Below are 24,068 nucleotides of genomic sequence, written 5' to 3' on the forward strand. Positions count from 1 at the left end.
TTACTGGTCAGATGAGTAGTAAACTTTCAGAAAAGGCGGTAAAATTTTAACCAATGTCACAGTTCTTATTTTATCGTTATGAAAAGCGCCGCTGAACAAGGGTGCTTATCCCAGAGGAGGATCGTTATGTCGCTTTATACTACTTATCCCTTGCACCGTATTCTCCTGCGTCGCGCCGCCGTGGTTGCCATCGGCGTGCTGGCGTTACCGGTGATGCTGTTCCGTCGCGATCGGGCACGTTTTTACAGCTATTTACACCGCGTCTGGCTGAAAACCAGCGATAAGCCGGTATGGATGGCGCAGTCTGAAGCCGCCGCCTGCGATTTTTATTAAGAATACCGCGCCAGGTTACTGTTGACCGCTCTGCGCGCGTAGTCGTGAATGTAGTCGTGAATGTAGTCGTGAAGTGAATGTAGTAGTGAATAGTGACGCCAGTACGTTGTGCATACTGACGCCACGAGTTTGAAGCATTCAACGGCACGGATTAAGCGCCATTTCCACTACGGATCTGGCGCTTATTTTGTTTTTAGCGCATGAAATCGTAACGCCAGCAACATCACCGATAGGCTGATAAACACCGCAACGCTTGCCATCGCCATCCCATCCCCGACGGAACCTTGTTCAAATTGACGCCAAACGAAAATGGACACCGTTTGTACGCCAGCAGGCGATAGCAGGAGTGACGTCACCAGCTCGCGCGACGCGACAGCAAAAACCAACATCATCGCTGCCAGCAGGCTGGGGAAGACCAGCGGGAACACAATCAGCCGTAATGCTGCCATAGCGCTAGCGCCGTGAACGCGCGCCGCTGACTCCAGATTACTGCCGATTTGCGCTAACGCCGCACTGCTGTAGCGGACGGGGTAGGGCAGCAGCAGGCAACTGTATGACAGTAGCAAAATCACCCAGGTGTTATACGGCGTGATCGGCCAGAAGCTTTGGTTCCAGGCGAGTATCAACCCTACTCCGACAACAATGCCCGGCAGCGCGGCGGGTAGCATCGATAGCCCATCCAACACGGCCGCACCCCGAATACGCTTGGCGACCACAAACCACGCTGCGAGAAAGCCAACTGTTCCCGTTAGTAACGCACTGCCGACCGCCAGCCCCAGGCTGGTCGTCAACGCAGGTAGCGCTTCGTTTTCGTAATCAACCAACATGGTGAAGTGCTGCCAGGTTAAATTTTGCCAGGAAATCGCGCTGGAGATGGTGGCAGAAAACGCGGTAATCAGCATGGACGCTAGCGGAATCCCTACGGCCAGCAGCCCGACGGTGCTAAACAGCACTAATACTGGCCAGCGCCAGACTCCTAATGGGCGAGTCACAATGGCGGCGGGTTTTCCAGTGGTGGTTTCCACATTATTACCGGCGACAATCGCTCGCTGCAGGGTAAATGCGCAGAGCGCAATCGCAACTAATAGCAAAGACAGCACCGCTGAACCGGAAAGGTCAATAGGCCAGTCCGCCAGACGTTGCTCGATATTTGTCGTCAGAACCTGAACACCGGCACGCGATCCCAGTGCTGCGGGAATGCCGTACTCTTCGATCGCCAGCGTGAAGGCAAGCAGCAGACTGGCTGCTGTCGCAGGTAGCGACAATGGCAGCGTGACTCGCAAGAAGGCCTGCCAGCCGCTGGCACCGTGAACGCGAGCGACATCTGCCAGACGGTTTCCGCTCGCGGCCATACTGCGCGAAACGGCGAAATAGACGACTGGGAAAATGTTCAGCGTCATGACACCAATCATGCCGGGCAGTGAAAACAGAACCTCACCGAGTTGAATGGGCAATAGCTGTTCCGCGTAGCCTCGAGGCTGTAGCGCTAGCATCCACGACAGCCCGGCGATATAAGGCGGGATCAGGAATGGGATGAGAAACAGTAAATCCCAAAATCTTGCCAGCGGGAGCGCAAAGAGCCCGCGTAACGCACCGAGTGGAATAGCAATGACCGCACAGCACAGAGCAACACCCAGCCCAAGCAGCAGCGTATTTTTCAACAGCGCGAACAAGCGCGCCTGAGCGAAGACGTCTGCAAAGGCCGAGAACGGGTTCGCAAAGGAACCTGCACCCAAATTCGGGAAAATCGCCTGTAGCGCAACGAACAATACGGGAATGCCAACCAGCGTAAAAAGTACCGCCACCGTAAGCAGTGGCAGTAAAGCAAACTTGTTCATCTGATACTCCAGCCTTGCTGACGGTCGCCAGCAAGGCATTATCTAGTGTTCTGTCATTCGAACTAGGGGGTATGGCTGAACAGGCTTAGCGCTGACCAAATAAGGCAGCAAAGCGATCGAGAACGGCCGCACGGGACGCTGACGCGCTATCGCCTTCTGGCAGTAATGTCAGGCTCTTAAACAGAGGGCGCTTGGCCTCAATATCCTGACGTGCGGGCATTAACCAGGCTTCCGCCACGGCTTTTTGGCCTTCAGGCGACAACATGTAGTTGATGAAGTCTTTTGCCTGCTGCTGGTTTTTACTGCTTTTCAGGATCATCATCGGGCGAGGGGCAATGACGGTGCCGCTGGAAGGGAAAATGACTTTAATGGATTCGCCAGACTCCATGCTGCCGTAAGAAACGTAGTCTACAGCGCCGAAGACGGCGGCTTTCGCCCCTTGCAGCACTGGCGTTAATGCCTGGGCGTTCGGGCCGGCGATGATCATGCCGTTGGCTTTTAAACGATCGAACATTTCCCAGGCTTTATCTTTTTCCGCATTCTGCAAACCAATCAGCAGATCGAGCGAGGCACCGGACAGCGCAGGATCTGGTGTGGTGACTTTATCTTTAAATTCAGGCTTGGTGAGGTCGTTCCAGTCTTTGGGTTCCGGTGTGCCGCTCTTGCTGTTCCACACAATGCCCAGCGCGGAAATGCCCTGTGCCACGTAGAAAGGAGTTTTGAACTGTGCAGGCACGGTGGCCGCATTCGGGCTATCAAACTCCAGTAGCCAGCCGCGCTGCTGCAAATCTGTCGCCGTATCCCAGGAGGCGGAAATCAGGACATCGGCACGTGGGTTGGCCTGCTCGGCTTCCAGTCTGGCCATGACTTTACCAGTCGTTGCCTGAAAAACATCGACTTTCACGCCAGTCTGCTTTTCATAACCTGCTGCCAGTTTCTTTGCCAGTGCTCCCGGTCCGGCGGTGTACAGCGTCAGGGCCTGTGCGCTGCCTGCTACCGCTGCTAATGAGAGAGCTATACCCATAATGATGCCTCGTTGATTCATGGTAACCAGTGTGTTTTTCATTGCATTTTTCCCCAAAGTTAACGTGTGGTGATATCAGTAATGTGGCCTTGCGACATGTGAACAATACGGTGCGCCAGTATGTTGGCTTCGCCTCTGTCGTGGGTGACATACACGGCGGTGGTCCCAAGATGGCGCAAGAGCGATGCCATCTCCTGACAAAGCGATTCACGTAGATCCCGGTCGAGATTGGATAGCGGTTCATCGAAGAGCAGGATGTTCGGCTCCGCGATAATGGCGCGCGCCAGTGCGACTCGCTGTTGCTGACCGCCGGATAAATCGGCCGGTTTGCGATCGGCAAAATCAGCCAGACCGACGCGCGCTAGCGTGACTTCAACGCGTTGGCGGCAGAGCTCGCGCGGAACCTTCCTCATCAGCAGCGGGAACCCGACATTTTGTGCAACGGTCATATGTGGCCAAAGCGCATAATCCTGAAAGACCATGCCCAGATTGCGCTGCTCTGGCGGCAGAGATAGCTGGTGGCCGGCAACCTGACGATCGCCAAAATGAATGGTGCCCGCGTCCGGCTGTAACAGACCGGCCAGCAACTTTAGCAGCGTACTTTTGCCGCAGCCGGAAGGCCCCAGCAAAGCTAGAATGGTGCCTTTCGGCACATTGAGGCTAATGGAGTCGAGCACCGTTTTGCCTGCGAAAGCGTGGGACAATTTGTCGATCGCAATCGCGGCGGGCGTGGTGAGTTCAGCGTTGGTCATCATCACCTCCGTGCAATAACGGGAGGCGATATCCATTTTGATATCGGTGGATCGGACGGGCGCTTGCGGGTTGCCTGGTTAAAGGCCATAGCAAAGCGTCCCGCCAGTAAAGCAGGGGAAAAAACATGGGGTATCCTCTTTGGGACTCTATATCGGAATGGGGATTGTAGTGGGGGAATAAGGCTATTTGATGACAGACGAAACGATATCCGCGATGCACGTTTTGGATATCAATATCGCTCGCAGAGAAAACCGTCTTATTTGATCGACATAATCCATCAATCTCATGATTTATTACTTTATTCTTCGCTGCGACTGCACAGAATCGTGGTGAAATCCGCTATGCTGGTCAGAGGGCTTGCAGAATGCCATCAAGGCAAACCATATATGACAAGCGTAAGGATAAATCATGACGCTCGAACTCATTCCTGTTGGTATCAGCGCCTGTCTGCTCGGTAATCCCGTGCGATTTGATGGCGGACACAAACGTTTGACGTTTGCCGCTGAACAGCTGGCACCCTATTTTCGTTTTGAACCGGTCTGCCCGGAAATGGCGATTGGTTTACCGGTGCCGCGTCCGGCGCTCAGGCTGGTGCGCAAAGGGGAAAGCCAGATCACGCTGCGTGCCAGCAATGGTTCGCCGTTGGATGTCACCCAGCAGATGGCGGCGTTTTCCGCTGACAAAGTCAGCCAGCTTCAGCACTTATGCGGTTATATCGTCTGTGCAAAATCGCCAAGTTGCGGTATGGAGCGCGTGAAGGTTTACGATGAAGCGCAAAAAGATGCGCGTAAAAGTGGTATCGGTCTGTTTACGCAGGAGCTGATGCGGCAAATGCCCTGGCTACCGGTTGAGGAAGACGGACGCTTGCAGGATCCCGGCTTGCGGGAAAATTTCATTGAGCGCGTTTATGCGTTACACGAACTGAATCAGCTATGGCAAAACGGGCTGAGCCGTGGCGCGCTGATTGCCTTTCATAGCCGCTATAAACTCCTGCTGCTGGCGCATTCCCAGCCGGAATACCGCGAGCTAGGACCGTTCGTTGCGGGGATCGATAAGTGGGAATCGCTGGAAGACTACGTTATTGAATACCGGAAACGGCTAATGAAGCTGTTGTCGACGCCTGCGACGCGTCGCAACCACACCAATGTGCTGATGCACGTGCAGGGCTACTTCCGACGCCAGCTTAATTCTCAGCAGCGACAGGAACTGGCGCAGCTCATCGATCGCTATCGACAGGGCTTGCAGCCGCTACTGGCACCTATCACGTTGCTAAAACATTACATGGCGGAATACCCCGATGCGTATCTGGCTCAGCAGCGTTACTTTGAGCCGTACCCGGAAGCATTACGCCTGCGTTACGGACACTAGTTTGACCGCCCGAGGAATGTCATGAGCACCCATGTAGTCTGGCTACGCAACGATCTACGCGTTACCGATAATCTGGCGCTGTACGCGGCCTGTCAGGATCCGAACGCTAGCGTGCTGGCGGTTTTTATCGCCACGCCTGCGCAGTGGGAAAAGCACGATATGGCACCGCGTCAGGCGGCCTTTCTGCTGGAGAACCTGACGCTGGTGCAGCAGGCGCTGGCCGAGAAAGGTATCCCGCTGCATTACCACGAATGTGCTGACTTTGCGGCGTCGGTTGACTGGCTGGTACAGTTTTGTGCACAGCAGCAGGCTACCGATCTTTTCTACAATTACCAGTATGAAATCAACGAGCGACTGCGTGATAAGCAAGTGAAAGATCGGCTGGCCGATAGCGTGGTTTGTCACGGTTATCATGACAGCCTGTTGTTACCGCCGGGTAGCGTGCTGACGGGCAACGGCGAGATGTATAAAGTGTTTACGCCCTTTCGTCAGGCCTTTATCAAACGTCTGCTGGAGTCGGATACGACGTGCGTACCGGCACCGGACGCGCGCGGTGAGTCGCTCAATAACACGGTGGAACTGGCACCGTTCAGCTACCCACAGCGCGAGGTGGATAGCGATGATTTCCCCAGTGGAGAACGTGCGGCATTACAGCAACTGCGCCGTTTTTGCCGCGAGCAGGTGCAGGACTATGACCAGCAGCGGGATTTTCCGGCGCTGCCCGGCACTAGCAAACTGTCTCCGTATCTGGCGCTTGGGATCGTATCGCCGCGCCAATGCTTTAACCGTCTGCGTGCCGAATGCCCGGAGATGCTGGAACGGCGCGAAGGCGGGGCGTTTACCTGGTTTAACGAGCTGGTCTGGCGTGAATTTTACCGTCACCTGATTGTGTCCTGGCCGCAGCTGTGTAAACACCGACCGTTCACCGCGTGGACGCAGTGGGTGAAATGGCGAGAATCTCCAGAGGATTTAGCCGCCTGGCAACAGGGGAAAACGGGCTACCCGATCGTGGATGCCGCGATGCGTCAACTGAATGAAACGGGCTGGATGCACAATCGCCTGCGTATGATTTGCGCCAGTTTTCTCGTCAAAGATTTACTGATCGATTGGCGCGAAGGCGAACGCTACTTTATGTCGCAGCTGCTGGATGGCGATCTGGCGGCGAATAACGGCGGCTGGCAGTGGGCGGCGTCGACCGGCACCGATGCGGCACCTTATTTTCGTATTTTTAACCCGACAACGCAGGGCGAGCGCTTCGACCCTGACGGTCGGTTTATTCGTCACTGGCTGCCCGAACTAGCTGCCGTGCCGGATAAAGATATTCATCAGCCCCATCGCTGGGCTGACAAACACCACCATCAGTTGAACTATCCGCTGCCCATCGTCGACCATAAAACCGCGCGTCAGAATACGCTGGCGGCGTTTGAGGCGGCCAAAAATATCGGTATGGCGGATAACGATCGAGAAGAGAAAAGCAAGTATGCGTAATGTGGAATTGGAAAGAATCATTAACGAGAAACTGAGCACGGCGACGTTTCAGGACTACGCACCGAACGGTTTACAGGTTGAGGGGCGTGCGGACGTAAAACGCATTGTGACGGGCGTAACGGCCTCACAGGCGCTGCTGGATGCGGCGGTAGAAAAGCAGGCCGATGCGATTCTGGTTCACCATGGCTACTTCTGGAAAAACGAACCGCAGATTGTTTGTGGCATGAAGCGTAACCGACTGAAAACACTGCTGCTCAATGATATCAACCTGTACGGCTATCACTTGCCGCTGGATGCACACCCGGAACTGGGGAATAACGCCCAACTGGCGGCGCTGCTGGAGATTCAGGTGCAGGGCGCGATCGAACCGCTGGTACCGTATGGCGAACTGGCGCAGCCCATGACGGCAGACGCCTTTTGCCGCCGTGTAGAAAAACGGCTGGGGCGTAGCGTGCTGCATTGTGGGGATAATGCACCGCAACAGATACAGCGTGTGGCCTGGTGTACCGGCGGCGGTCAGGGTTTTATTGAACAAGCGGCGCGCTTCGGGGTAGATGCGTTTATTACCGGTGAAGTGTCTGAGCAAACGATTCATATCGCGCGCGAAATGGGGCTGCACTTCTTTGCTGCCGGACACCATGCCACCGAACGAGGCGGCATCAGAGCGTTGGGCGAGTGGCTGGCGGCACAGCATGGTTTTGATGTGACATTCATTGATATTCCTAACCCTGCGTGAGGGACTGAACGTCTTGGTATCGCACAGGAATGATGTCACATTTTTGATATTGGCATCGTTGTTGCTTAGCTGTTGAGAAGAAAATATATCAGTAAGCAACGCTAATCATTTAGCCATGTTCACCATGACGGATAAAACGCGATTCAGGAGGAAAGATTGCAACGAGCACGGTGTTATCTTCTGGGCGAGAGGGCTGTCGTTCTGGAACTGGAACCGCCAATGTCGCTGGAGAGCCAGCAGCGGATATGGGGGCTTGCCGAGCGCCTGAACCATCATGAAGAGGTGCTGGAAGCTATTCCGGGCATGAATAATTTAACGGTGCTGCTGGCGCATCCGCAGTTGGTGGCGCTGGATGCGATTGAACGCTTGCAGCGCTGGTGGGAAGAGAGTGAATCGCTGGTGTTTGACTCACGCGATATCGATATTCCCGTCGTGTATGGCGGAGAGGCGGGGCCAGATCTGGCAGAGGTTGCCGCGCACAGTGGCCTGACAGTAAGCCAGGTTGTCGAAGCACATACGGCCGTACAGTATGTGGTCTACTTTTTGGGCTTCCAGCCGGGCTTTGCCTACCTCGGCGGATTAAATGAGAAGCTGCATATGCCGCGTCGCGCCGAACCGCGCCTGCGCGTGCCGGCGGGATCGGTCGGAATTGGTGGCGCGCAGACGGGGATTTATCCGCTGGCGACGCCGGGCGGCTGGCAGTTGATTGGTCGCACTTCGCTGAAGCTGTTTAATCCACAAACGATGCCGCCCACGCTGCTGCGTCCTGGCGATAACGTTCGGTTTCTGCCACAGAAGGAGGGCGTATGCTGAAGGTTATCCATGCGGGATTGCATACTTCGGTGCAGGACGGCGGTCGCGTCGGCTTTCGCCGTTTGGGTATCAGCCAGTCAGGCGCGCTCGATCTGCCTGCACTGACAATGGCCAACCTGCTGGTGGGCAACGCGGAGAATGCTGCCGCGCTGGAAATTACGCTGGGCAAGTTTACCGCAACATTCACCACCGCCTGCTGGGTGGCGCTGACCGGCGCGGACTGTCATGCCGACTTGGATGGCAAACCGCTCTGGACCGGCTGGCGTTTCGCTGTGAAGCCGGGACAAACGTTGAAAATGCGTATGCCGCGTAACGGAATGCGCAGCTATCTGGCGCTGTCCGGCGGTGTGGATGTGCCGGAAGTGCTCGGGTCGCGCAGTACCGATTTGAAAGCCGGTTTTGGCGGCTTTGACGGACGTTTGCTGAGGGATGGCGATGAGCTTCCGCTGGGAACGCCGAGTCGCGAACTGACACGCGAAGTCGGTATCAAGCAACTGCTGTTCAGCAACCGCGTGCGGGCCTTGCCGGGGCCGGAGTATCAGGAATTCAGCGAAGAGATGCAGGAACTGTTCTGGCGAACGTCTTGGCAACTGAGCCCGCAAAGCAACCGTATGGGTTACCGTTTGCTGGGCGCTGAACTACAGCGCGCCGCATTGTCGGGTAGCAAACCGCGCGAGCTGCCATCGCATGGGCTGCTGCCGGGCGTGGTGCAGGTTCCGCACAATGGTCACCCTATCGTACTGCTGGCGGATGCGCAGACAACTGGCGGTTATCCGCGTATTGCGACGGTGATCGAAGCCGATTTATTCCATCTGGCGCAAATCCGGCTCGGTGAACCGATACATTTTATTCACTGTACGCAGGCACAGGCGCAAAAAGCGGCCGAAGAACAGCGACGTTACCTCGAACAGCTGGCGTGGAGGCTGCATGATTATTGATCTGAATGCCGATCTGGGCGAAGGCAGTGAGAACGACGAAGCGCTGCTCAAGCTGGTGACCTCTGCCAATATTGCCTGTGGGTTTCATGCCGGTGACGCGCAAACCATGCGTCAGTCCGTGCGTTGGGGAATCGGCTATGGCGTCGCGCTTGGTGCACACCCGAGCTTTCCCGATCGTGAAAATTTTGGCCGCAAGGCGATGAATGTGCCTGCGGAAATTGTCTTTGCACAGGTGGTGTATCAGCTTGGCGCACTCAGCGCGATTGTCGCCGCGGAAGGCGGCACGCTGTCGCACGTTAAGCCTCACGGCATGCTTTACAATCAGGCGGCATGCGAACCGGCGCTGGCTGATGCGATAGCCAAGGCGGTGAAAGTGGTGAATCCGGCGTTACGCTTAGTCGGTCTGGCGGGAAGCGAGTTAATTCGTGCTGGGCAACGGCTGGGGCTGGAGACGCGTCAGGAAGTGTTCGCCGACCGCTGCTATCTGCCTGACGGATCGCTGGTGCCACGCACTCAGGCGGGGGCGTTGATTAACAGCGATGAACTGGCGCTGGCGCAAACGCTAGAGATGATTCAACGTCAGCGGGTCCGGGCAATCGACGGTTCCTGGGTGAACGTGCAGGCGGATACCGTGTGTATTCACGGCGATGGACAACACGCGCTGTTGTTTGCCCGCAAGCTGCGTAACTGTTTTAGCCAGCATCAGATCGCTGTTGCTGCGGCATAATCATTATTTTTGTATGACGGGGATAACCGATGAAAACCGTTTTGATTACGGCGTTTGAGCCTTTTGAGGGCGAAGCGATTAATCCCTCTTGGGAAGCGGTAAAAGTACTTCATCAGCGGGAAGTTGGCGGTGCGCGCGTAGTGGCCTGCCGTTTATCTTGCGTCTTCGACCTGTCGCTGGAACAGCTTTACCGCGCGATAGCCGAATGGCAGCCGGAAGTGGTGATCGCGGTGGGGCAGGCAGGCGGCCGTGCTGATATTTCTGTCGAACGCGTGGCGATTAATATTAATGATGCCCGCATTGCCGATAACCGAGGTAACCAGCCGATTGATACGCCGGTGGTGGAAAAGGGGCCGGCGGCGTATTTCTCGACGCTGCCGGTGAAAGCGCTGGTGCAGGCATTGCGTTCAGCGGGCATTCCCGCCTCGGTATCTCAAACCGCAGGGACGTTTGTCTGCAACCATGTGATGTACGGGCTGTTACACCAGTTACATCAGCAGGGCGATGTGGTGCGCGGCGGATTCGTTCACATTCCTTATTCGCCGGAGCAGGCCGCGCGACACCCCGGTGAACCGAGCATGCCTACGCCGTTAGTCACGGCGGCGCTGGAAGTGATGATTAAGCAGTCGCTGGTGCAGCAGGTTGATGTGGCGGTGACTGGCGGTGCCTTGCACTAGTTGAATTAATCGCGCAATACGTCTGATTTTCAGGGAGTAAGGTATGCCGGAAGGACCGGAAATTCGCCGGGCGGCCGATAAGTTGGTTGAAGCCGTGGTGGGAAAAACGCTGACGCGTGTCTGGTTTGCGTTTCCAGAACTGAAGCCATACGAGGCAGAATTAGTCGGGCAGCAGGTCAGGCAGATCGAAACGCGCGGAAAGGCGCTGCTGACCTATTTTAGCAACGATCGGGTGTTGTATAGCCACAACCAACTGTATGGCGTGTGGCGAGTGGTGAATGCCGGTGAGTCGCCGGAAACGAAGCGGGATTTGCGCGTCCGGCTGGAAACGCAGGATCGCGCCATTCTGCTTTACAGCGCGTCCGATATTGAAATGCTGACGCCGGAGACGCTCTCGACGCATCCTTTCCTGCAACGTATTGGTCCTGATGTCTTGGATCTTTCACTGACGCCGGAACAGGTGTGCGAGCGTCTGTTATTACCGCGCTTTCGCCGCCGCCAGTTCAGTGGGTTGCTGCTGGATCAGGCTTTTCTCGCCGGGCTAGGGAATTACCTGCGCGTCGAGATTCTCTGGCAGGTACAGTTGGCGCCGCAACACACGGCAGCGCAGTTGAACGAGGAACAGTTGCAGACGTTAAGTCGAGCGCTGCTGGAGATCCCCCGTTTGTCCTACAACACGCGCGGCACCGTTGATGAGAATCGACATCACGGGGCGATTTTCTCGTTCAAGGTTTTCCATCGAGAAGGGGAACGCTGCGAGCGCTGCAGCGGGATCATCGAAAGAACGATGCTGTCATCACGCCCGTTCTATTGGTGTCTGGGTTGCCAGAGTTAAAGGGTGCTGTGCAGCTTTTAGATTAATTGAAAAGGATTTCGTATGAGTAATAGAAGTGACATTAGAGACGGTTCTCTCTTTGATATGCTCAAATCAGGTATTGTTTATACCGAATTGCTGGGCTGGGTTGATATGGGCCATGCAAGGGGAGACGATATTGTTGAATTAAAACAGCAATTTTTGGCTGGCGAAAGCACTGGAGAAAAAGGAAGTGGGGAAGTGATATAATCAGCGCAATTTTTCATATTCAATGTGCTGATTATAATGACTAACAACAATTTCTCTTCAATAGCCGCGTTTTTATGGTCGGTGGCTGACCTTCTCCGTGGTGATTTCAAGCAATCGCAGTACGGACGTATCATTCTCCCTTTCACGCTTCTAAGACGTTTAGAGTGTGTGCTTGACGCCACCAAGCCAGACGTGTTGGCAAAATACGAAGCAGTAAAAGCAATGCCGATTGAGGCGCAAGATAAACTGCTCACCCACGCAGCGCAGTTAAGCTTTTACAATACCTCAAAAATGGATTTGAACCGCCTTGGTGAAACAGGCGTAGCGAGCAACCTAGAGAGTTATATTCAATCTTTTAGCCCCAACGCTCGTGAGATTTTCGAGCACTTTGATTTCTTTAACACCATCGACAAACTGCAAGAAGCAGATTTGCTTTACAAAGTAGCGAAACGCTTTGCGACCACCGATCTTCACCCGAATACCATCAGCAACTACGTTATGGGATTAGTGTTTGAAGAGCTGATCAGACGTTTTGCGGAAAGCTCCAATGAAACCGCTGGGGAACACTTTACCCCGAGAGACATTGTTGAGCTGACGACGTCATTACTTTTTACCAATGAAGAAGAACTAACCAGTTCAGGATTAGTGCGTTCTATTTATGACCCTACTGCAGGGACTGGTGGCTTCTTATCATCTGGTATGGAGTATGTTCACAAGCTTAATGAAAAAGCCTCTTTATCTGCATTTGGTCAAGAGCTAAACCCTGAGTCCTACGCTATCTGTAAGGCGGATATGCTGATCAAAGGACAGAAGGTCGATAACATCAAGCTGGGTAATACCCTTTCGAATGACCAACTCCGCAACGACAAGTTTGACTATATGCTGTCAAACCCTCCATTTGGTGTGGATTGGAAGAAAATCCAAAAACAGATCAATGATGAGCACACTCAAAAAGGCTTTGAAGGTCGGTTTGGTGCAGGCTTGCCACGAGTCTCTGACGGTTCATTGCTGTTTTTAATGCACCTGATTAGCAAAATGCGCTCACCCTCTCTTGAAAACAAAGGCGCAGGTGGTTCACGTATCGGTATGATCTTGAATGGCTCGCCACTTTTTACTGGTGGCGCTGGTAGCGGTGAAAGTGAAATTAGGCGCTACATTCTGGAGAATGATCTGCTTGAAGCGATTGTGGCGCTACCTACGGATATGTTCTACAACACGGGCATTGCCACTTATGTTTGGGTACTGTCCAGCCATAAACCTGCTAATCGCAAAGGTAAGGTTCAGCTTATCAATGCGTCAAAAGAGCGTGCTAAAACAGGTGGTCGTGGCCGCAGCGGCGGCGGTGAAGTGGAAGGTGATGATGAGAACGTATTCTATATAGCAATGCGTAAATCACTAGGCAGTAAGCGCAAAGAACTGACACCAGAAGCGATTGAGAAAATTGTGCAAACTTACGGTCTGTTTGTAGAAAACGACTTTAGCAAAATTTTTGCTTATAAAGCGTTTGGCTATCGCCGAATTACCGTTGAGCGCCCGCTTCAATTAGTGATTTACCCAAAAGATTCGCTGCGTCTCGAAGCTCTGCAAGCCGATAACGCCTGGGTGAAAATGGATGAAACGACTCAAGATGCCATTCTTGATGCGCTCGCTTCCTTTGAACAAGAGAGATCCTTATCTCGTGATAAGTTCCTCAAGCAACTAAAAACCAAACTGGCAGCAGTCAAACTCAGCGCAGTACAGCTAAAACTGATTGTGAAGCACTTAAGTGAGCACGATGATGGCGCTGAAGTATGCAAAGCCAACGGTCAGATTGAAGCCAACCCAGATCTGCGTGATTTTGAGAACGTGCCACTGACTGAAACAGTTGCCGATTACTTCGCTCGTGAAGTGCTGCCTCACGTACCTGATGCATGGATTGACGAAAGCAAGACCGATCCTAAAGATGGTGAAGTCGGTATTGTCGGCTATGAAATTCCATTTAACCGCCATTTCTATGTTTATGAACCACCAAGAGCACTAAAAGAGATTGATGCTGATTTGGACGCAGTCTCGGCTGAGATTATGCAGCTACTTCAAGAGGTGCATTCATAATGACTGGACGTTATAAAGCATATCCTGAGTACAAGGCTTCTGATATAGATTGGGTTGGTGACATACCAGCTTCTTGGACTGTAAAGCCTACGTTCTCAGTATTTAACCCATCAGTAACAAAAAATACTGAAGGTGAAGAAAGTACTGTCTTATCTCTAAGCTATGGGAATATCGTTGAACGAGATGTAGACACTAACTTTGGCTTACTTCCTGAATCTTTCAATACATATCAGATAGTTGATAATGGTGATCTGATTCTTCGTTTAACAGACCTACAAAATGACAAGAAGAGTCTACGTGTGGGACTAGTTAAGCAGAGAGGGATTATTACATCTGCATATCTAAAGTTACGAGCATCAAACTCTATTGAAGCAAGGTTTGCTTATCGCTTACTCCATTCATACGATACAACGAAAGTTTTCTATGGTATGGGCGGTGGTTTAAGACAATCAATGAAGTTCGAGGACTTTAGAAGATTGCCAATACTAATTCCTCCGTTTGAGGAACAACAAAAAATTGCTAACTTCCTCGACCACGAAACCGCCAAGATCGACACCTTAATCTCCAGGCAAGAAAAGCTAATTGAACTGTTAAAAGAAAAACGCCAAGCGGTGATTTCTCACGCAGTCACTAAAGGGCTTAACCCCAATGCACCAATGAAAGATTCTGGTGTGGAATGGTTGGGTGACGTGCCTGAGCATTGGGGGGTTGTTAAATGTGGTTACCTTGGGCAACTATTTGGTTCTGAATCTATTAGTGAAGATCTCATCAGCGATAATGGCAATATTCCTTTTGTCAAAGTGTCCACTTTGTCTTTGGACTCTTTCGACCTAACAGAGAAGAACTTTTTTGTCGATTGTTCAAAAGTGTCTATGAGCAAAGCCAAATCTAATTATGTTGTGTTTCCCAAAAGAGGGGCAGCAATATTCACAAACAAAGTGAATATCGTGAAAGAGAAGTCTTTCATTGATCCAAACCTTATGGGATGGGAGTTGGGAGTAAGAGTTCTACCTGAATATGTGGCGTATATGTTGAAACTACGTGGTCTCGGTGATATCGCTGATGTATCAACTGTGCCACAGATTAATAATAAACATATTGACCCAATGAAGTTCCCCTTGCCTCCTATTACAGAACAAAAAGAAGTTTTAGAATCCTTGTCAGCTCAAGTAGCCAATCTTAACTTGTTAGTGCAAAAAGCCAGTGAAGCGATAGCACTGATGAGAGAACGAAAAACAGCGCTTATCTCAGCAGCGGTAACGGGCAAGATTGATGTTCGAGATTGGGAGCTTAAATAGTGGCGGTAAAACACATCAAATCGCTAGCACACTTTATCGCTGCTTGCTCGGAAATACAGGTAAAAGATGACCACACACTATTTTATCGTGGCCACGCTTCTGATGCTTTTACACCTTTGCCCACTATTTTCAGAAACCAAAATGATGATCCAAAGAAAAGTCGTTATGTTGAAAATGAGGCTGAGTTATTCCATAACTTGGTAACTCAGTGTCCTGAAGAGTTTAAAGATTGTGTCTCGACCTTCGATTTTTTAGTAAAAATGCAACACTATGGCTTACCGACAAGGTTGCTTGATATCACAAGCAACCCTTTAGTTGCACTCTATTTTGCGTGTTGCACACTAATCCCTGAGACATCTAGGGACACAAATGCAAAAAATGGACAGGTGCTAATCTACCAAGTACCCAATGATGAAATTAAGTATTTCAACAGTGACACTGTTTCAGTTGTAAGTAACTTAGCTAGAGCAGAAGCAAACTTTGATTTTTCAAATCCTGAAGAGCAAGAGCGCTTTCTTCACTCGATTCAAGCGGAAAAGCCTTACTTCAAACCTTACATTAAAGAAGAACATCTTCACTCTGTGATTTGTGTAAAACCAAAGCTCGATAACCGAAGAATAGTCAAACAAAGCGGTGCTTTCTTTTTGTTTGGTATGGGCAATAAAAAAACAGATTCCATCCGCATACCAGAGCATTTTCGTCCTGATGTTAAGCATATAGCGATCCCAAAGGGGTCTAAAGACAGTCTTTTAAAAGAACTTGCTACACTGTCTATCTCGGAAGCAAGCCTATTTCCTGAAATTGACAATGTTGCTAGTTTCTTAAAGAAAAACATTAAGATAAAAGTGCAACCACAGGATGATGATTCAATCAATTTTGATGAGATAATTTCACCACTTTACCACACCGTTATTGTTCATCGCTTGATGGCAAATGAAGACCTACTAGAGCAAATAAAAAACAACCCTGAAGATCGAGCGAAACAAGGACTCTACCCCGATCTACTGGAAAAGGCGATTATAGAAAGTCAGGATGTTCATAGCGAAATTGCTTTGAAATTACTTGTTGAAGATGATGTTGCAGAGCAGTTTTCAACTAACATTTTCAATCAGTTAAAGCAAAGAACTGTGGCTATTGTATAAAAGGACTAAACAATGTCAGATGCGGCACAAGAAAAAATATTTCAAAATGACATTCTCAGCCAAATGCAGTCTCACGGTTGGTTGTTAGGTGAGTCGAACAAATACAACAAAGAGCTGGCTCTTTACCCCGATGATGTGATCGCTTTTGTGAACGTTTCACAGCCTGAGCAATGGGAAAAGTTGGCGCAGCATTTCCCTGTAACAGAGCGTAACCCCAATGCGACTGCCGATGCTCTACTCAAGTCATTAGAACAAGAGCTAAAAAAAGAAGGTACGCTGTGGGTTCTACGGAATAAGCTCAATAACCGTGGTGCCAAGTTTGATCTTTGTAGCTTCAAACCCGATCACGACTTAAACCCAACGGCAACTGCCCGTTATCAACAAAACATCCTTCGTGTCGTGCCTGAGCTGATTTATTCACCTAATGGCTATGATGGTCGCTTAGATTTAACCTTATTCGTTAACGGTATTCCTGTTGCTACGTGCGAGTTTAAATCTGAGTTTAAGCAGTCGATTGATAACGCCAAAGTCCAGTATATGAAGGACAGGCAGCCGAAAGATCCAAAAACTCGTAAGCCAGAGCCATTATTAACCTTTAAGCGTGGTGCATTGGTTCACTTTGCTGTGAGCCAATACAACGTAGCGATGACCACTCGCTTAGACGGCAAGCAAACCTTTTTTCTACCGTTTGACCAAGGTACAAGCGAAGGCGGTAAAGGTAACGATGTGCCTGAAGATGGCAGCTATGCGACGTCTTACCTTTGGAACGAGATTTTCCAAAAAGATCACCTGTTGCTAATCCTCAGCCGCTACATTCACCTTGAAGTGAAAGACGTTGAAAACCTGGACGGTTCAATCACGCAAAAAGAAACAATGATTTTCCCTCGTTATCACCAATGGGCGGTCGTCTCTAAGCTGCTTAAAACGGTGGATAACGAAGGCACAGGCCATAAATACCTTATTCAACACAGTGCGGGTTCTGGCAAATCAAACTCGATTGCGTGGCTGTCTCACCAATTAGCCTCAAAGCACTACGCTATCTCTCACCCAGAGCTGAATAAACAAGCTGGGGATAAGGTTTTTGACTCAGTCATCGTGATCACTGACCGAACGGTGTTGGATAGCCAGTTACAAGACACGATTTATCAGTTTGACCATAACGAAGGAATGATTGCTCGTGTTAACCGAGAAGAGGCGCAAGGCTCTAAATCCAGCCAATTGGCTGGAGAGCTAAAAGCAAGTACCTCAATCATCATCGTAACTATTCAAACCTTCCCGCATGTTTTAGAGGCGATCCGCAAAGACTCAACCCTTGCAGGTCGAAGCTATGCCGTGATAGCGGATGAAGCACACTCTAGCCAGACAGGAACAACCGCACGCAAACTGCGTGAAGTGCTAATGGTGGAGCAATTAGACGGTGATGAAGAACTAGACAGTGAAGATATGCTGCGTTTATCACTGGAAGCCCGTAAAGGCTCAAACAAACTTAGCTACTTCGCTTTTACCGCCACGCCAAAGGCGAAAACACTAGAGCTTTTTGGTCGCAGACCCAACCTTGATGAAGCAGCGAGCGACACCAACAAGCCACTGCCTTTCCACGTTTATTCAATGCGCCAAGCGATTGAAGAAGGTTTTATTCTGGATGTTCTGCAAAACTACACCAGTTATCGAGTCGCCTACCAATTAGCACATAACAACCCAGATTTAGATCACGAGGTGGACAGTAAAAAAGCCACCTCGAAAATGGCGAAATGGGTTCGCTTACACCCGTATAACATTGCTCAAAAAGTGGAAACCATCATTGAGCACTTCAATGAAAAAGTGAAACATCTGCTGAGTGGTGAAGCAAAAGCGATGGTGGTAACCAGTAGCCGTTTAGAAGCGGTACGATACAAACTCGCCTTTGAAAAATACGTGCAGAAAAAAGGTTATATCAACGTCAATGCTATGGTGGCATTTTCGGGCGAAGTGAATGATCCTGAGTACTCTTTATTACACGGCAAGGATCACGTTTTCACCGAAAATAATATGAACCCGAATCTACGTGGTCGTGATATGCGCAAAGCCTTTGATACCACAGATTATCAGGTGATGTTGGTTGCAAATAAGTTCCAGACGGGTTTTGACCAACCGAAACTAGTGGCGATGTACGTCGATAAACCATTGAAAGGTGTTGAGTGTATCCAGACCCTTTCACGGTTAAACCGCACCTACAAAAACAAGGACAAAACCTTTGTTCTCGATTTTGTGAATGATCCTGAAGAGGTTTTGGCTGAGTTTAAAGTTTATTTCCAAACCGCTGAACTGGCTGGCGTATCTGATCCAAACATTGTTTATGAGCTAATGAAAAAGCTCGATAAAGTTGGGATCTATCAGTGGCGAGAAGTTGAAGCATTCGTTGAAGCGTATAACAACAAACAAGCGAACCAAGCTAAATTAGCCAACTTATGTAAACCTTCCGTTGACCGTTTCTCTGTTCGTTATAAAGAAGCCACACAGGTACTTCAATCCGCACAGGCGGAACTGTCTAAAGCGAAAATTGAGCGGAACGACAAGAAAATCAAGTTTGCGGAAAACAGCGTCAAACACGCTAAAGAAGCACGAGATATTCTGGAAGTGTTCAAGAAAGATTTAATATCTTTCTATCGCTTCTACGAGTTTACGTCTCAGATCATCAATTTTGATGATTATGAGCTAGAGAAACTGAGCATTTTCGCCAAGCATCTCTATCCGCTGCTTCGCCTTGATGTAGTGGAAGATGAAATTGATTTATCCGATGTGGTAATGACGCACTATCGATTGCACGAGCAACGTCAAGCTAATTTACAGCTCGGTGTGAAGATTGGTGAAGAACCAAGGCATTATCTACCAGCCGCAAAAGAAGGCAGTGGTGCCGTTCCTAAAGATCCTAAAACTGAACTACTGAACGAAATCATCCAACGAATGAACGATTTGTTTATCGAAGATGGTTTATCTGAAAATGATATGCTTAATTATGCCAATACTATTGCAGGCAAGATCTCGGAAAATGAAGTGGTGATGGATCAACTTCGCAGCAACACCAAAGAACAAGCGATGCTCGGGCAATTCCCAGAGTCAATTAACAACGCCATTATTGAGAGTATGGACGTACATAACGAGATGGCGATGAAACTTCTGTCGAATGAAGCAATAGCGAAAGGCTTTGCTGGACTGATGTTTGATGTATTGATGAAAGGGCTGGGTAAATCTAACAAAGCGCAGAGCTAATTAGTATGGGATAAAAACAAAGGCCGGAAAATCCGGCCTTTTTGATGCGTACTGAATGGATTAATCGTGTTTCAGATTGGATGCAAAGTCACGTTTGTCGTAGCCGGTATACAGCTGACGCGGACGGGCAATTTTGATGCCGTCGTCGTGCATTTCGTTCCAGTGTGCAATCCAGCCCACGGTACGTGCCATCGCGAAAATAACGGTAAACATGGAAGACGGAATCCCCATCGCTTTCAGGATGATACCGGAGTAGAAGTCCACGTTCGGGTACAGTTTCTTCTCGATGAAGTACGGGTCGTTCAGCGCGATATTTTCCAGCTCCATCGCCACTTCCAGCAGGTCGTCTTTTCTGCCCAGCTCTTTCAGCACTTCATGGCAGGTTTCACGCATGACGGTAGCGCGCGGATCGTGGTTTTTGTACACACGGTGACCGAAGCCCATCAGGCGGAAGGAGTCGTTCTTGTCTTTTGCACGTTCGATAAACGCAGGGATGTGCTCCACGCTGCTGATTTCTTCCAGCATACGCAGGCAGGCTTCGTTCGCGCCGCCGTGTGCTGGTCCCCACAGCGAGGCGATCCCCGCGGCGATACAGGCAAACGGGTTCGCACCAGATGAACCAGCAGTACGCACGGTAGACGTCGAGGCGTTTTGCTCGTGATCGGCATGCAGGATCAGGATACGGTCCATGGCACGTTCCAGCACCGGATTCACAACATATTCTTCACAAGGGGTGGAGAACATCATGTGCAGGAAGTTACCCGCGTAGGACAGGTTGTTTTTCGGATAAACAAACGGCTGGCCCAGTGAATATTTGTAGCACATTGCTGCAACGGTCGGCATTTTGGACAGCAGGCGATAGGCCGCGATTTCGCGGTGGCGCTCAATGTTAATGTCCAGTGAATCGTGATAGAACGCCGCCAGTGCACCAGTGACGCCGCACAATACGGCCATTGGATGTGAATCACGACGGAAACCGTGGAACAGACGAGTAATCTGCTCATGGATCATGGTGTGACGCGTTACGGTGGTTTTGAAGGTTTCATACTGTTCTACCGTCGGGACTTCACCGAACAGCAGGATGTAACAAACTTCAAGATAATTCGATTTTTCAGCCAGTTGGGCAATCGGGAAGCCACGGTGTAGCAAGATGCCTTCGTCACCGTCGATATAGGTAATCTTGGATTCGCAAGATGCGGTAGAGGTAAAGCCGGGGTCAAATGTGAAGTAACCTTTAGAACCGAGGGGACGAATATCAATCTCATCATACCCCAATGTACCTGATAGGACATTTAGCTCAATTGGATCTTTACCCTCTAGAGTAAGTGTTGCTTTCTTATCAGCCATTTACAGTCTCCTTAGCGCTTTAATTTTAAAAATTCTCACTGAAGAAATACCGTCATGCCTGTGCACCGGCGAGTGAAGAATGACCGGTGAAACTCTGTCGTGACACAGTCGTCAAATAGGATACAGAGTAAGGCGGATAGCCGCATTCAGGATGAAAAATTCGTTCTCCAGGTAATTAACAATCTTCAGGTAATTAGCGATCTTCAGGCAATTAACTATGCTCTGAATAGATTGTAGTCATTACCTATGATTTTTACGTGGACTCTCCCCACTGTTACATAAGTTACGCCAGTGTGGAAGTGTCGCCGTTGTGCTTTAACACATCATAAGGAATTCAATCCCCTAGTTGTAATTGAAATGTTGAACTTTTGTCAAATCAGATAATTAATTTTATATAAATTGTGAAATTCGTGATCTAAATCACTGTTCGGGGCAAATGTCTCCAAACAGTTTGTATGGGAATTGTAATGGGAATGTGAAGTACCTATACTGCCGACAGGTCTCCGGAATCACCCTGCAGTAGGAGCACCCAGTATGAAAGGATCATGCGCTGTTTAGACACCGGAATGTCGATGTTTGAGCGCGTATCGTAAACCCACTTTTCAGGGCTGTAACTTTCATGCTGTCTGACCTCACATCAGGCCCGGAGGAAGAAACAATAATAAAAGCTGTGTGGGCAAATCCGTGAAAAAACAAAGACCTGTCAATCTGGAATTGCAGACGATCCAGTTTCCCGTTACTGCGATAGCATCTATTCTTCACCGCGTCTCCGGCGTTATCACCTTTGTCGCTGTCGGTATTTTACTGTGGCTGTTGGGCACTTCTCTTTCTTCAGAGGAAGGGTTCCTGCGCGCTGCGGAAATTATGGATAGCTTCATCGTCAAGTTTATCGTTTGGGGCATCCTCGTCGCGTTGGCTTATCACATTGTCGGTGGTATACGTCACCTGTTGATGGATTTTGGCTATATAGAAGAAGACCTTGCCGCAGGTAAGCGTTCTGCAAATATCTCCTTTATTATTACTGTCGTGCTTTCAATTCTGGCTGGAGTCCTCGTATGGTAAGCAATGCTTCTGCGTTAGGACGCAATGGCGTACACGATTGGTTACTGATTCGCGCTTCTGCCATCGTCATTGTTCTGTATGTGATTTATATTATTGGTTTTATTGCTACGGCTGGCGACATCACGTATGAAATCTGGCGTGGTTTCTTCGCGATGGCCCTCACCAAAGTATTCACACTGCTAACGTTATTTTCCATTCTGGTTCATGCCTGGATAGGGATGTGGCAAGTGCTGACCGACTACATTAAACCGCTGGCCTTACGCCTGACTTTACAGTTGGCGATTGTCGTAGCGCTGTTGGTGTACGTCATTTATGGAACTATTGTGGTGTGGGGTGCGTGATGAATTTGCCAGTCAGAGAATTTGATGCAGTTGTTGTGGGTGCGGGTGGCGCAGGTATGCGCGCCGCGCTGCAAATTTCCCAAATGGGTCTGTCCTGTGCCCTGTTATCGAAAGTGTTCCCAACCCGTTCCCATACTGTGTCTGCGCAGGGCGGTATTACCGTTGCGCTGGGCAACACCCATGAGGACAACTGGGAATGGCACATGTATGACACCGTAAAAGGGTCGGATTACATTGGCGATCAGGACGCGATTGAATATATGTGTAAAACCGGTCCAGAAGCGATTCTGGAACTGGAACACATGGGATTACCGTTCTCCCGTCTGGATGATGGCAGCATTTATCAGCGTCCGTTCGGTGGTCAATCCAAGAATTTTGGCGGCGAGCAGGCCGCGCGTACTGCGGCTGCGGCTGACCGTACCGGTCATGCCCTGCTGCATACGCTGTATCAGCAGAACCTGAAAAATCACACCACTATTTTCTCCGAATGGTACGCCCTCGATCTGGTGAAGAATCAGGATGGCGCGGTGGTCGGCTGTACGGCGATCTGTATCGAAACCGGTGAAGTTGTCTATTTCAAAGCGAAAGCGACCGTGCTGGCGACCGGAGGCGCAGGCCGTATTTACCAGTCCACCACCAACGCGCACATTAATACCGGTGACGGCGTGGGCATGGCACTGCGTGCGGGCGTTCCGTTGCAGGACATGGAAATGTGGCAATTCCACCCAACGGGTATTGCGGGTGCGGGTGTGCTGGTGACAGAAGGCTGCCGTGGTGAAGGCGGTTACCTGCTGAACAAGCACGGTGAACGTTTCATGGAACGTTATGCGCCAAACGCGAAAGATCTGGCTGGCCGTGACGTTGTTGCCCGTTCCATCATGATCGAAATTCGTGAAGGTCGCGGCTGTGAAGGCCCGTGGGGACCACACGCCAAGCTGAAACTGGACCATCTGGGTAAAGATGTTCTGGAATCCCGTCTGCCGGGTATTTTGGAGCTGTCTCGCACATTTGCTCACGTCGATCCGGTGAAAGAACCGATTCCGGTTATCCCAACCTGCCACTACATGATGGGCGGTATCCCGACCAAAGTGAGCGGTCAGGCGTTGACGGTGAATGAGAAAGGCGAAGACGTAGTGATTCCAGGGCTGTTCGCCGTGGGTGAAATTGCCTGCGTCTCGGTTCATGGTGCTAACCGTCTGGGCGGTAACTCGCTGCTCGATCTGGTGGTATTCGGTCGCTCAGCGGGTATTCACCTACAAGAGTCGTTGAACGAGCAGGGCGAAAGCCGTGATGCCAGCGAATCCGATATTGAAGCCTCTCTCGACCGCCTGAACCGCTGGAACAATACCCGTTCAGGGGAAGATCCGGTTGAAATCCGCAAGGCGCTGCAATCCTGTATGCAGAACAACTTCTCGGTCTTCCGCGAAGGCGATGCGATGGCGAAAGGGTTAGAAGAGCTGAAAGTGATTCGTGAACGCCTGAAAAATGCGCGTTTAGATGACACGTCAAGCGAGTTCAACACGCAGCGTATCGAGTGTCTGGAGCTGGATAACCTGATGGAAACCGCGTATGCGACGGCGGTATCGGCTAACTTCCGTACCGAAAGCCGTGGCGCGCACAGTCGCTTCGACTACCCAGAGCGCGACGATGAAAATTGGCTGTGCCATTCGTTGTATCTGCCGCAAACCGACAGCATGACGCGCCGTGAGGTGAACATGCAGCCTAAACTGCGTCCGGCGTTCCCGCCGAAAGTACGTACTTATTAATTGCGGAGATCAAA

21 protein-coding genes are annotated in these 24,068 nt (G+C 50.5%); 17 read left to right on the top strand and 4 right to left on the bottom strand.

The window, feature by feature from the left end; all coding sequences use genetic code 11:
• The first annotated feature begins 126 nt into the window (after positions 1-126).
• Complete coding sequence (locus NXT09_RS14355) at positions 127-333, top strand: YbfA family protein (protein ID WP_010299142.1); 207 nt, start codon at positions 127-129, stop codon at positions 331-333.
• A gap of 182 nt (positions 334-515) precedes the next feature.
• Here NXT09_RS14355 and NXT09_RS14360 read toward each other — a convergent pair whose 3' ends face one another.
• The 3 genes from NXT09_RS14360 to NXT09_RS14370 all read right to left on the bottom strand — a co-directional run bounded on the left by NXT09_RS14360 (position 516) and on the right by NXT09_RS14370 (position 3,947).
• Complete coding sequence (locus tag NXT09_RS14360; protein ID WP_268580105.1) at positions 516-2,171, bottom strand: ABC transporter permease; 1,656 nt, start codon at positions 2,169-2,171, stop codon at positions 516-518.
• 85 nt (positions 2,172-2,256) lie between these two features.
• Positions 2,257-3,237 (bottom strand): ABC transporter substrate-binding protein, encoded by a 981-nt coding sequence (locus NXT09_RS14365; RefSeq protein ID WP_205552596.1) that lies wholly within the window; start codon positions 3,235-3,237, stop codon positions 2,257-2,259.
• Between the two features lie 17 nt (positions 3,238-3,254).
• Positions 3,255-3,947: an ABC transporter ATP-binding protein gene (locus tag NXT09_RS14370; protein WP_268580203.1), complete on the bottom strand. Its 693-nt coding sequence runs from the start codon at positions 3,945-3,947 to the stop codon at positions 3,255-3,257.
• Between the two features lie 409 nt (positions 3,948-4,356).
• Between NXT09_RS14370 and NXT09_RS14375 the strand changes: the two genes are divergently transcribed.
• The 13 genes from NXT09_RS14375 (at position 4,357) to NXT09_RS14435 (ending at position 19,538) form a co-directional block, all read left to right on the top strand.
• A complete protein-coding gene (locus NXT09_RS14375; RefSeq protein WP_268580106.1) occupies positions 4,357-5,316 on the top strand; it encodes a YbgA family protein in 960 nt (319 codons plus the stop codon).
• A 21-nt stretch (positions 5,317-5,337) separates the two neighbouring features.
• Positions 5,338-6,804, top strand: a complete 1,467-nt coding sequence (phrB, locus tag NXT09_RS14380; RefSeq protein WP_268580107.1) for a deoxyribodipyrimidine photo-lyase — start codon at positions 5,338-5,340, stop codon at positions 6,802-6,804.
• Complete coding sequence (locus NXT09_RS14385; RefSeq protein WP_268580108.1) at positions 6,797-7,540, top strand: type 2 GTP cyclohydrolase I; 744 nt, start codon at positions 6,797-6,799, stop codon at positions 7,538-7,540. The genes phrB and NXT09_RS14385 overlap by 8 nt, the downstream gene beginning before the upstream one ends.
• A 156-nt stretch (positions 7,541-7,696) precedes the next feature.
• A complete protein-coding gene (gene pxpB / locus NXT09_RS14390) occupies positions 7,697-8,353 on the top strand; it encodes a 5-oxoprolinase subunit PxpB (RefSeq protein ID WP_268580109.1) in 657 nt (218 codons plus the stop codon).
• Entirely contained in the window at positions 8,347-9,291 is a 945-nt protein-coding gene (pxpC, locus tag NXT09_RS14395) for a 5-oxoprolinase subunit PxpC (RefSeq protein WP_268580110.1), read from the top strand. The genes pxpB and pxpC overlap by 7 nt, the downstream gene beginning before the upstream one ends.
• Positions 9,281-10,018 carry a 5-oxoprolinase subunit PxpA gene (gene pxpA, locus NXT09_RS14400; RefSeq protein ID WP_010299171.1) on the top strand — a complete coding sequence of 246 codons (738 nt, stop codon included), beginning with the start codon at positions 9,281-9,283 and terminating at the stop codon, positions 10,016-10,018. The genes pxpC and pxpA overlap by 11 nt, the downstream gene beginning before the upstream one ends.
• A 29-nt stretch (positions 10,019-10,047) precedes the next feature.
• The gene (gene pcp / locus NXT09_RS14405; RefSeq protein ID WP_268580111.1) at positions 10,048-10,695 is read left to right on the top strand and encodes a pyroglutamyl-peptidase I; all 648 of its coding nucleotides are present in this window, start codon (positions 10,048-10,050) and stop codon (positions 10,693-10,695) included.
• A gap of 43 nt (positions 10,696-10,738) precedes the next feature.
• Positions 10,739-11,530 carry an endonuclease VIII gene (gene nei, locus NXT09_RS14410; RefSeq protein WP_268580112.1) on the top strand — a complete coding sequence of 264 codons (792 nt, stop codon included), beginning with the start codon at positions 10,739-10,741 and terminating at the stop codon, positions 11,528-11,530.
• Between the two features lie 42 nt (positions 11,531-11,572).
• Positions 11,573-11,758, top strand: coding sequence for a hypothetical protein (locus tag NXT09_RS14415; protein WP_268580206.1), 186 nt, complete (start codon positions 11,573-11,575; stop codon positions 11,756-11,758).
• A gap of 36 nt (positions 11,759-11,794) precedes the next feature.
• The gene (locus NXT09_RS14420) at positions 11,795-13,849 is read left to right on the top strand and encodes a type I restriction-modification system subunit M (protein WP_268580113.1); all 2,055 of its coding nucleotides are present in this window, start codon (positions 11,795-11,797) and stop codon (positions 13,847-13,849) included.
• Positions 13,849-15,147: a restriction endonuclease subunit S gene (locus NXT09_RS14425; RefSeq protein WP_268580114.1), complete on the top strand. Its 1,299-nt coding sequence runs from the start codon at positions 13,849-13,851 to the stop codon at positions 15,145-15,147. The genes NXT09_RS14420 and NXT09_RS14425 overlap by 1 nt, the downstream gene beginning before the upstream one ends.
• A complete protein-coding gene (locus NXT09_RS14430) occupies positions 15,147-16,289 on the top strand; it encodes an FRG domain-containing protein (protein WP_268580115.1) in 1,143 nt (380 codons plus the stop codon). The genes NXT09_RS14425 and NXT09_RS14430 overlap by 1 nt, the downstream gene beginning before the upstream one ends.
• Positions 16,290-16,301: 12 nt before the next feature.
• The gene (locus NXT09_RS14435; RefSeq protein WP_268580116.1) at positions 16,302-19,538 is read left to right on the top strand and encodes a type I restriction endonuclease subunit R; all 3,237 of its coding nucleotides are present in this window, start codon (positions 16,302-16,304) and stop codon (positions 19,536-19,538) included.
• A gap of 60 nt (positions 19,539-19,598) precedes the next feature.
• Here NXT09_RS14435 and NXT09_RS14440 read toward each other — a convergent pair whose 3' ends face one another.
• Entirely contained in the window at positions 19,599-20,885 is a 1,287-nt protein-coding gene (locus NXT09_RS14440; protein WP_039312157.1) for a citrate synthase, read from the bottom strand.
• A gap of 672 nt (positions 20,886-21,557) precedes the next feature.
• On the opposite strand from NXT09_RS14440, the gene sdhC reads away from it, so the two are divergent.
• From sdhC to sdhA, 3 genes are read left to right on the top strand one after another with little or no spacing between them, the layout of a single operon-like run.
• A complete protein-coding gene (gene sdhC / locus NXT09_RS14445) occupies positions 21,558-21,947 on the top strand; it encodes a succinate dehydrogenase cytochrome b556 subunit (RefSeq protein WP_039275597.1) in 390 nt (129 codons plus the stop codon).
• Entirely contained in the window at positions 21,941-22,288 is a 348-nt protein-coding gene (gene sdhD, locus NXT09_RS14450; protein ID WP_010284997.1) for a succinate dehydrogenase membrane anchor subunit, read from the top strand. Before sdhC ends, sdhD begins: the two co-directional genes overlap by 7 nt.
• Complete coding sequence (gene sdhA, locus NXT09_RS14455) at positions 22,288-24,054, top strand: succinate dehydrogenase flavoprotein subunit (RefSeq protein ID WP_039535911.1); 1,767 nt, start codon at positions 22,288-22,290, stop codon at positions 24,052-24,054. Before sdhD ends, sdhA begins: the two co-directional genes overlap by 1 nt.
• The last annotated feature ends 14 nt before the right edge of the window (positions 24,055-24,068 follow it).

It is taken from the genome of Pectobacterium jejuense (assembly GCF_026800125.1).
Classification (GTDB): Bacteria; Pseudomonadota; Gammaproteobacteria; order Enterobacterales; family Enterobacteriaceae; genus Pectobacterium; species Pectobacterium jejuense.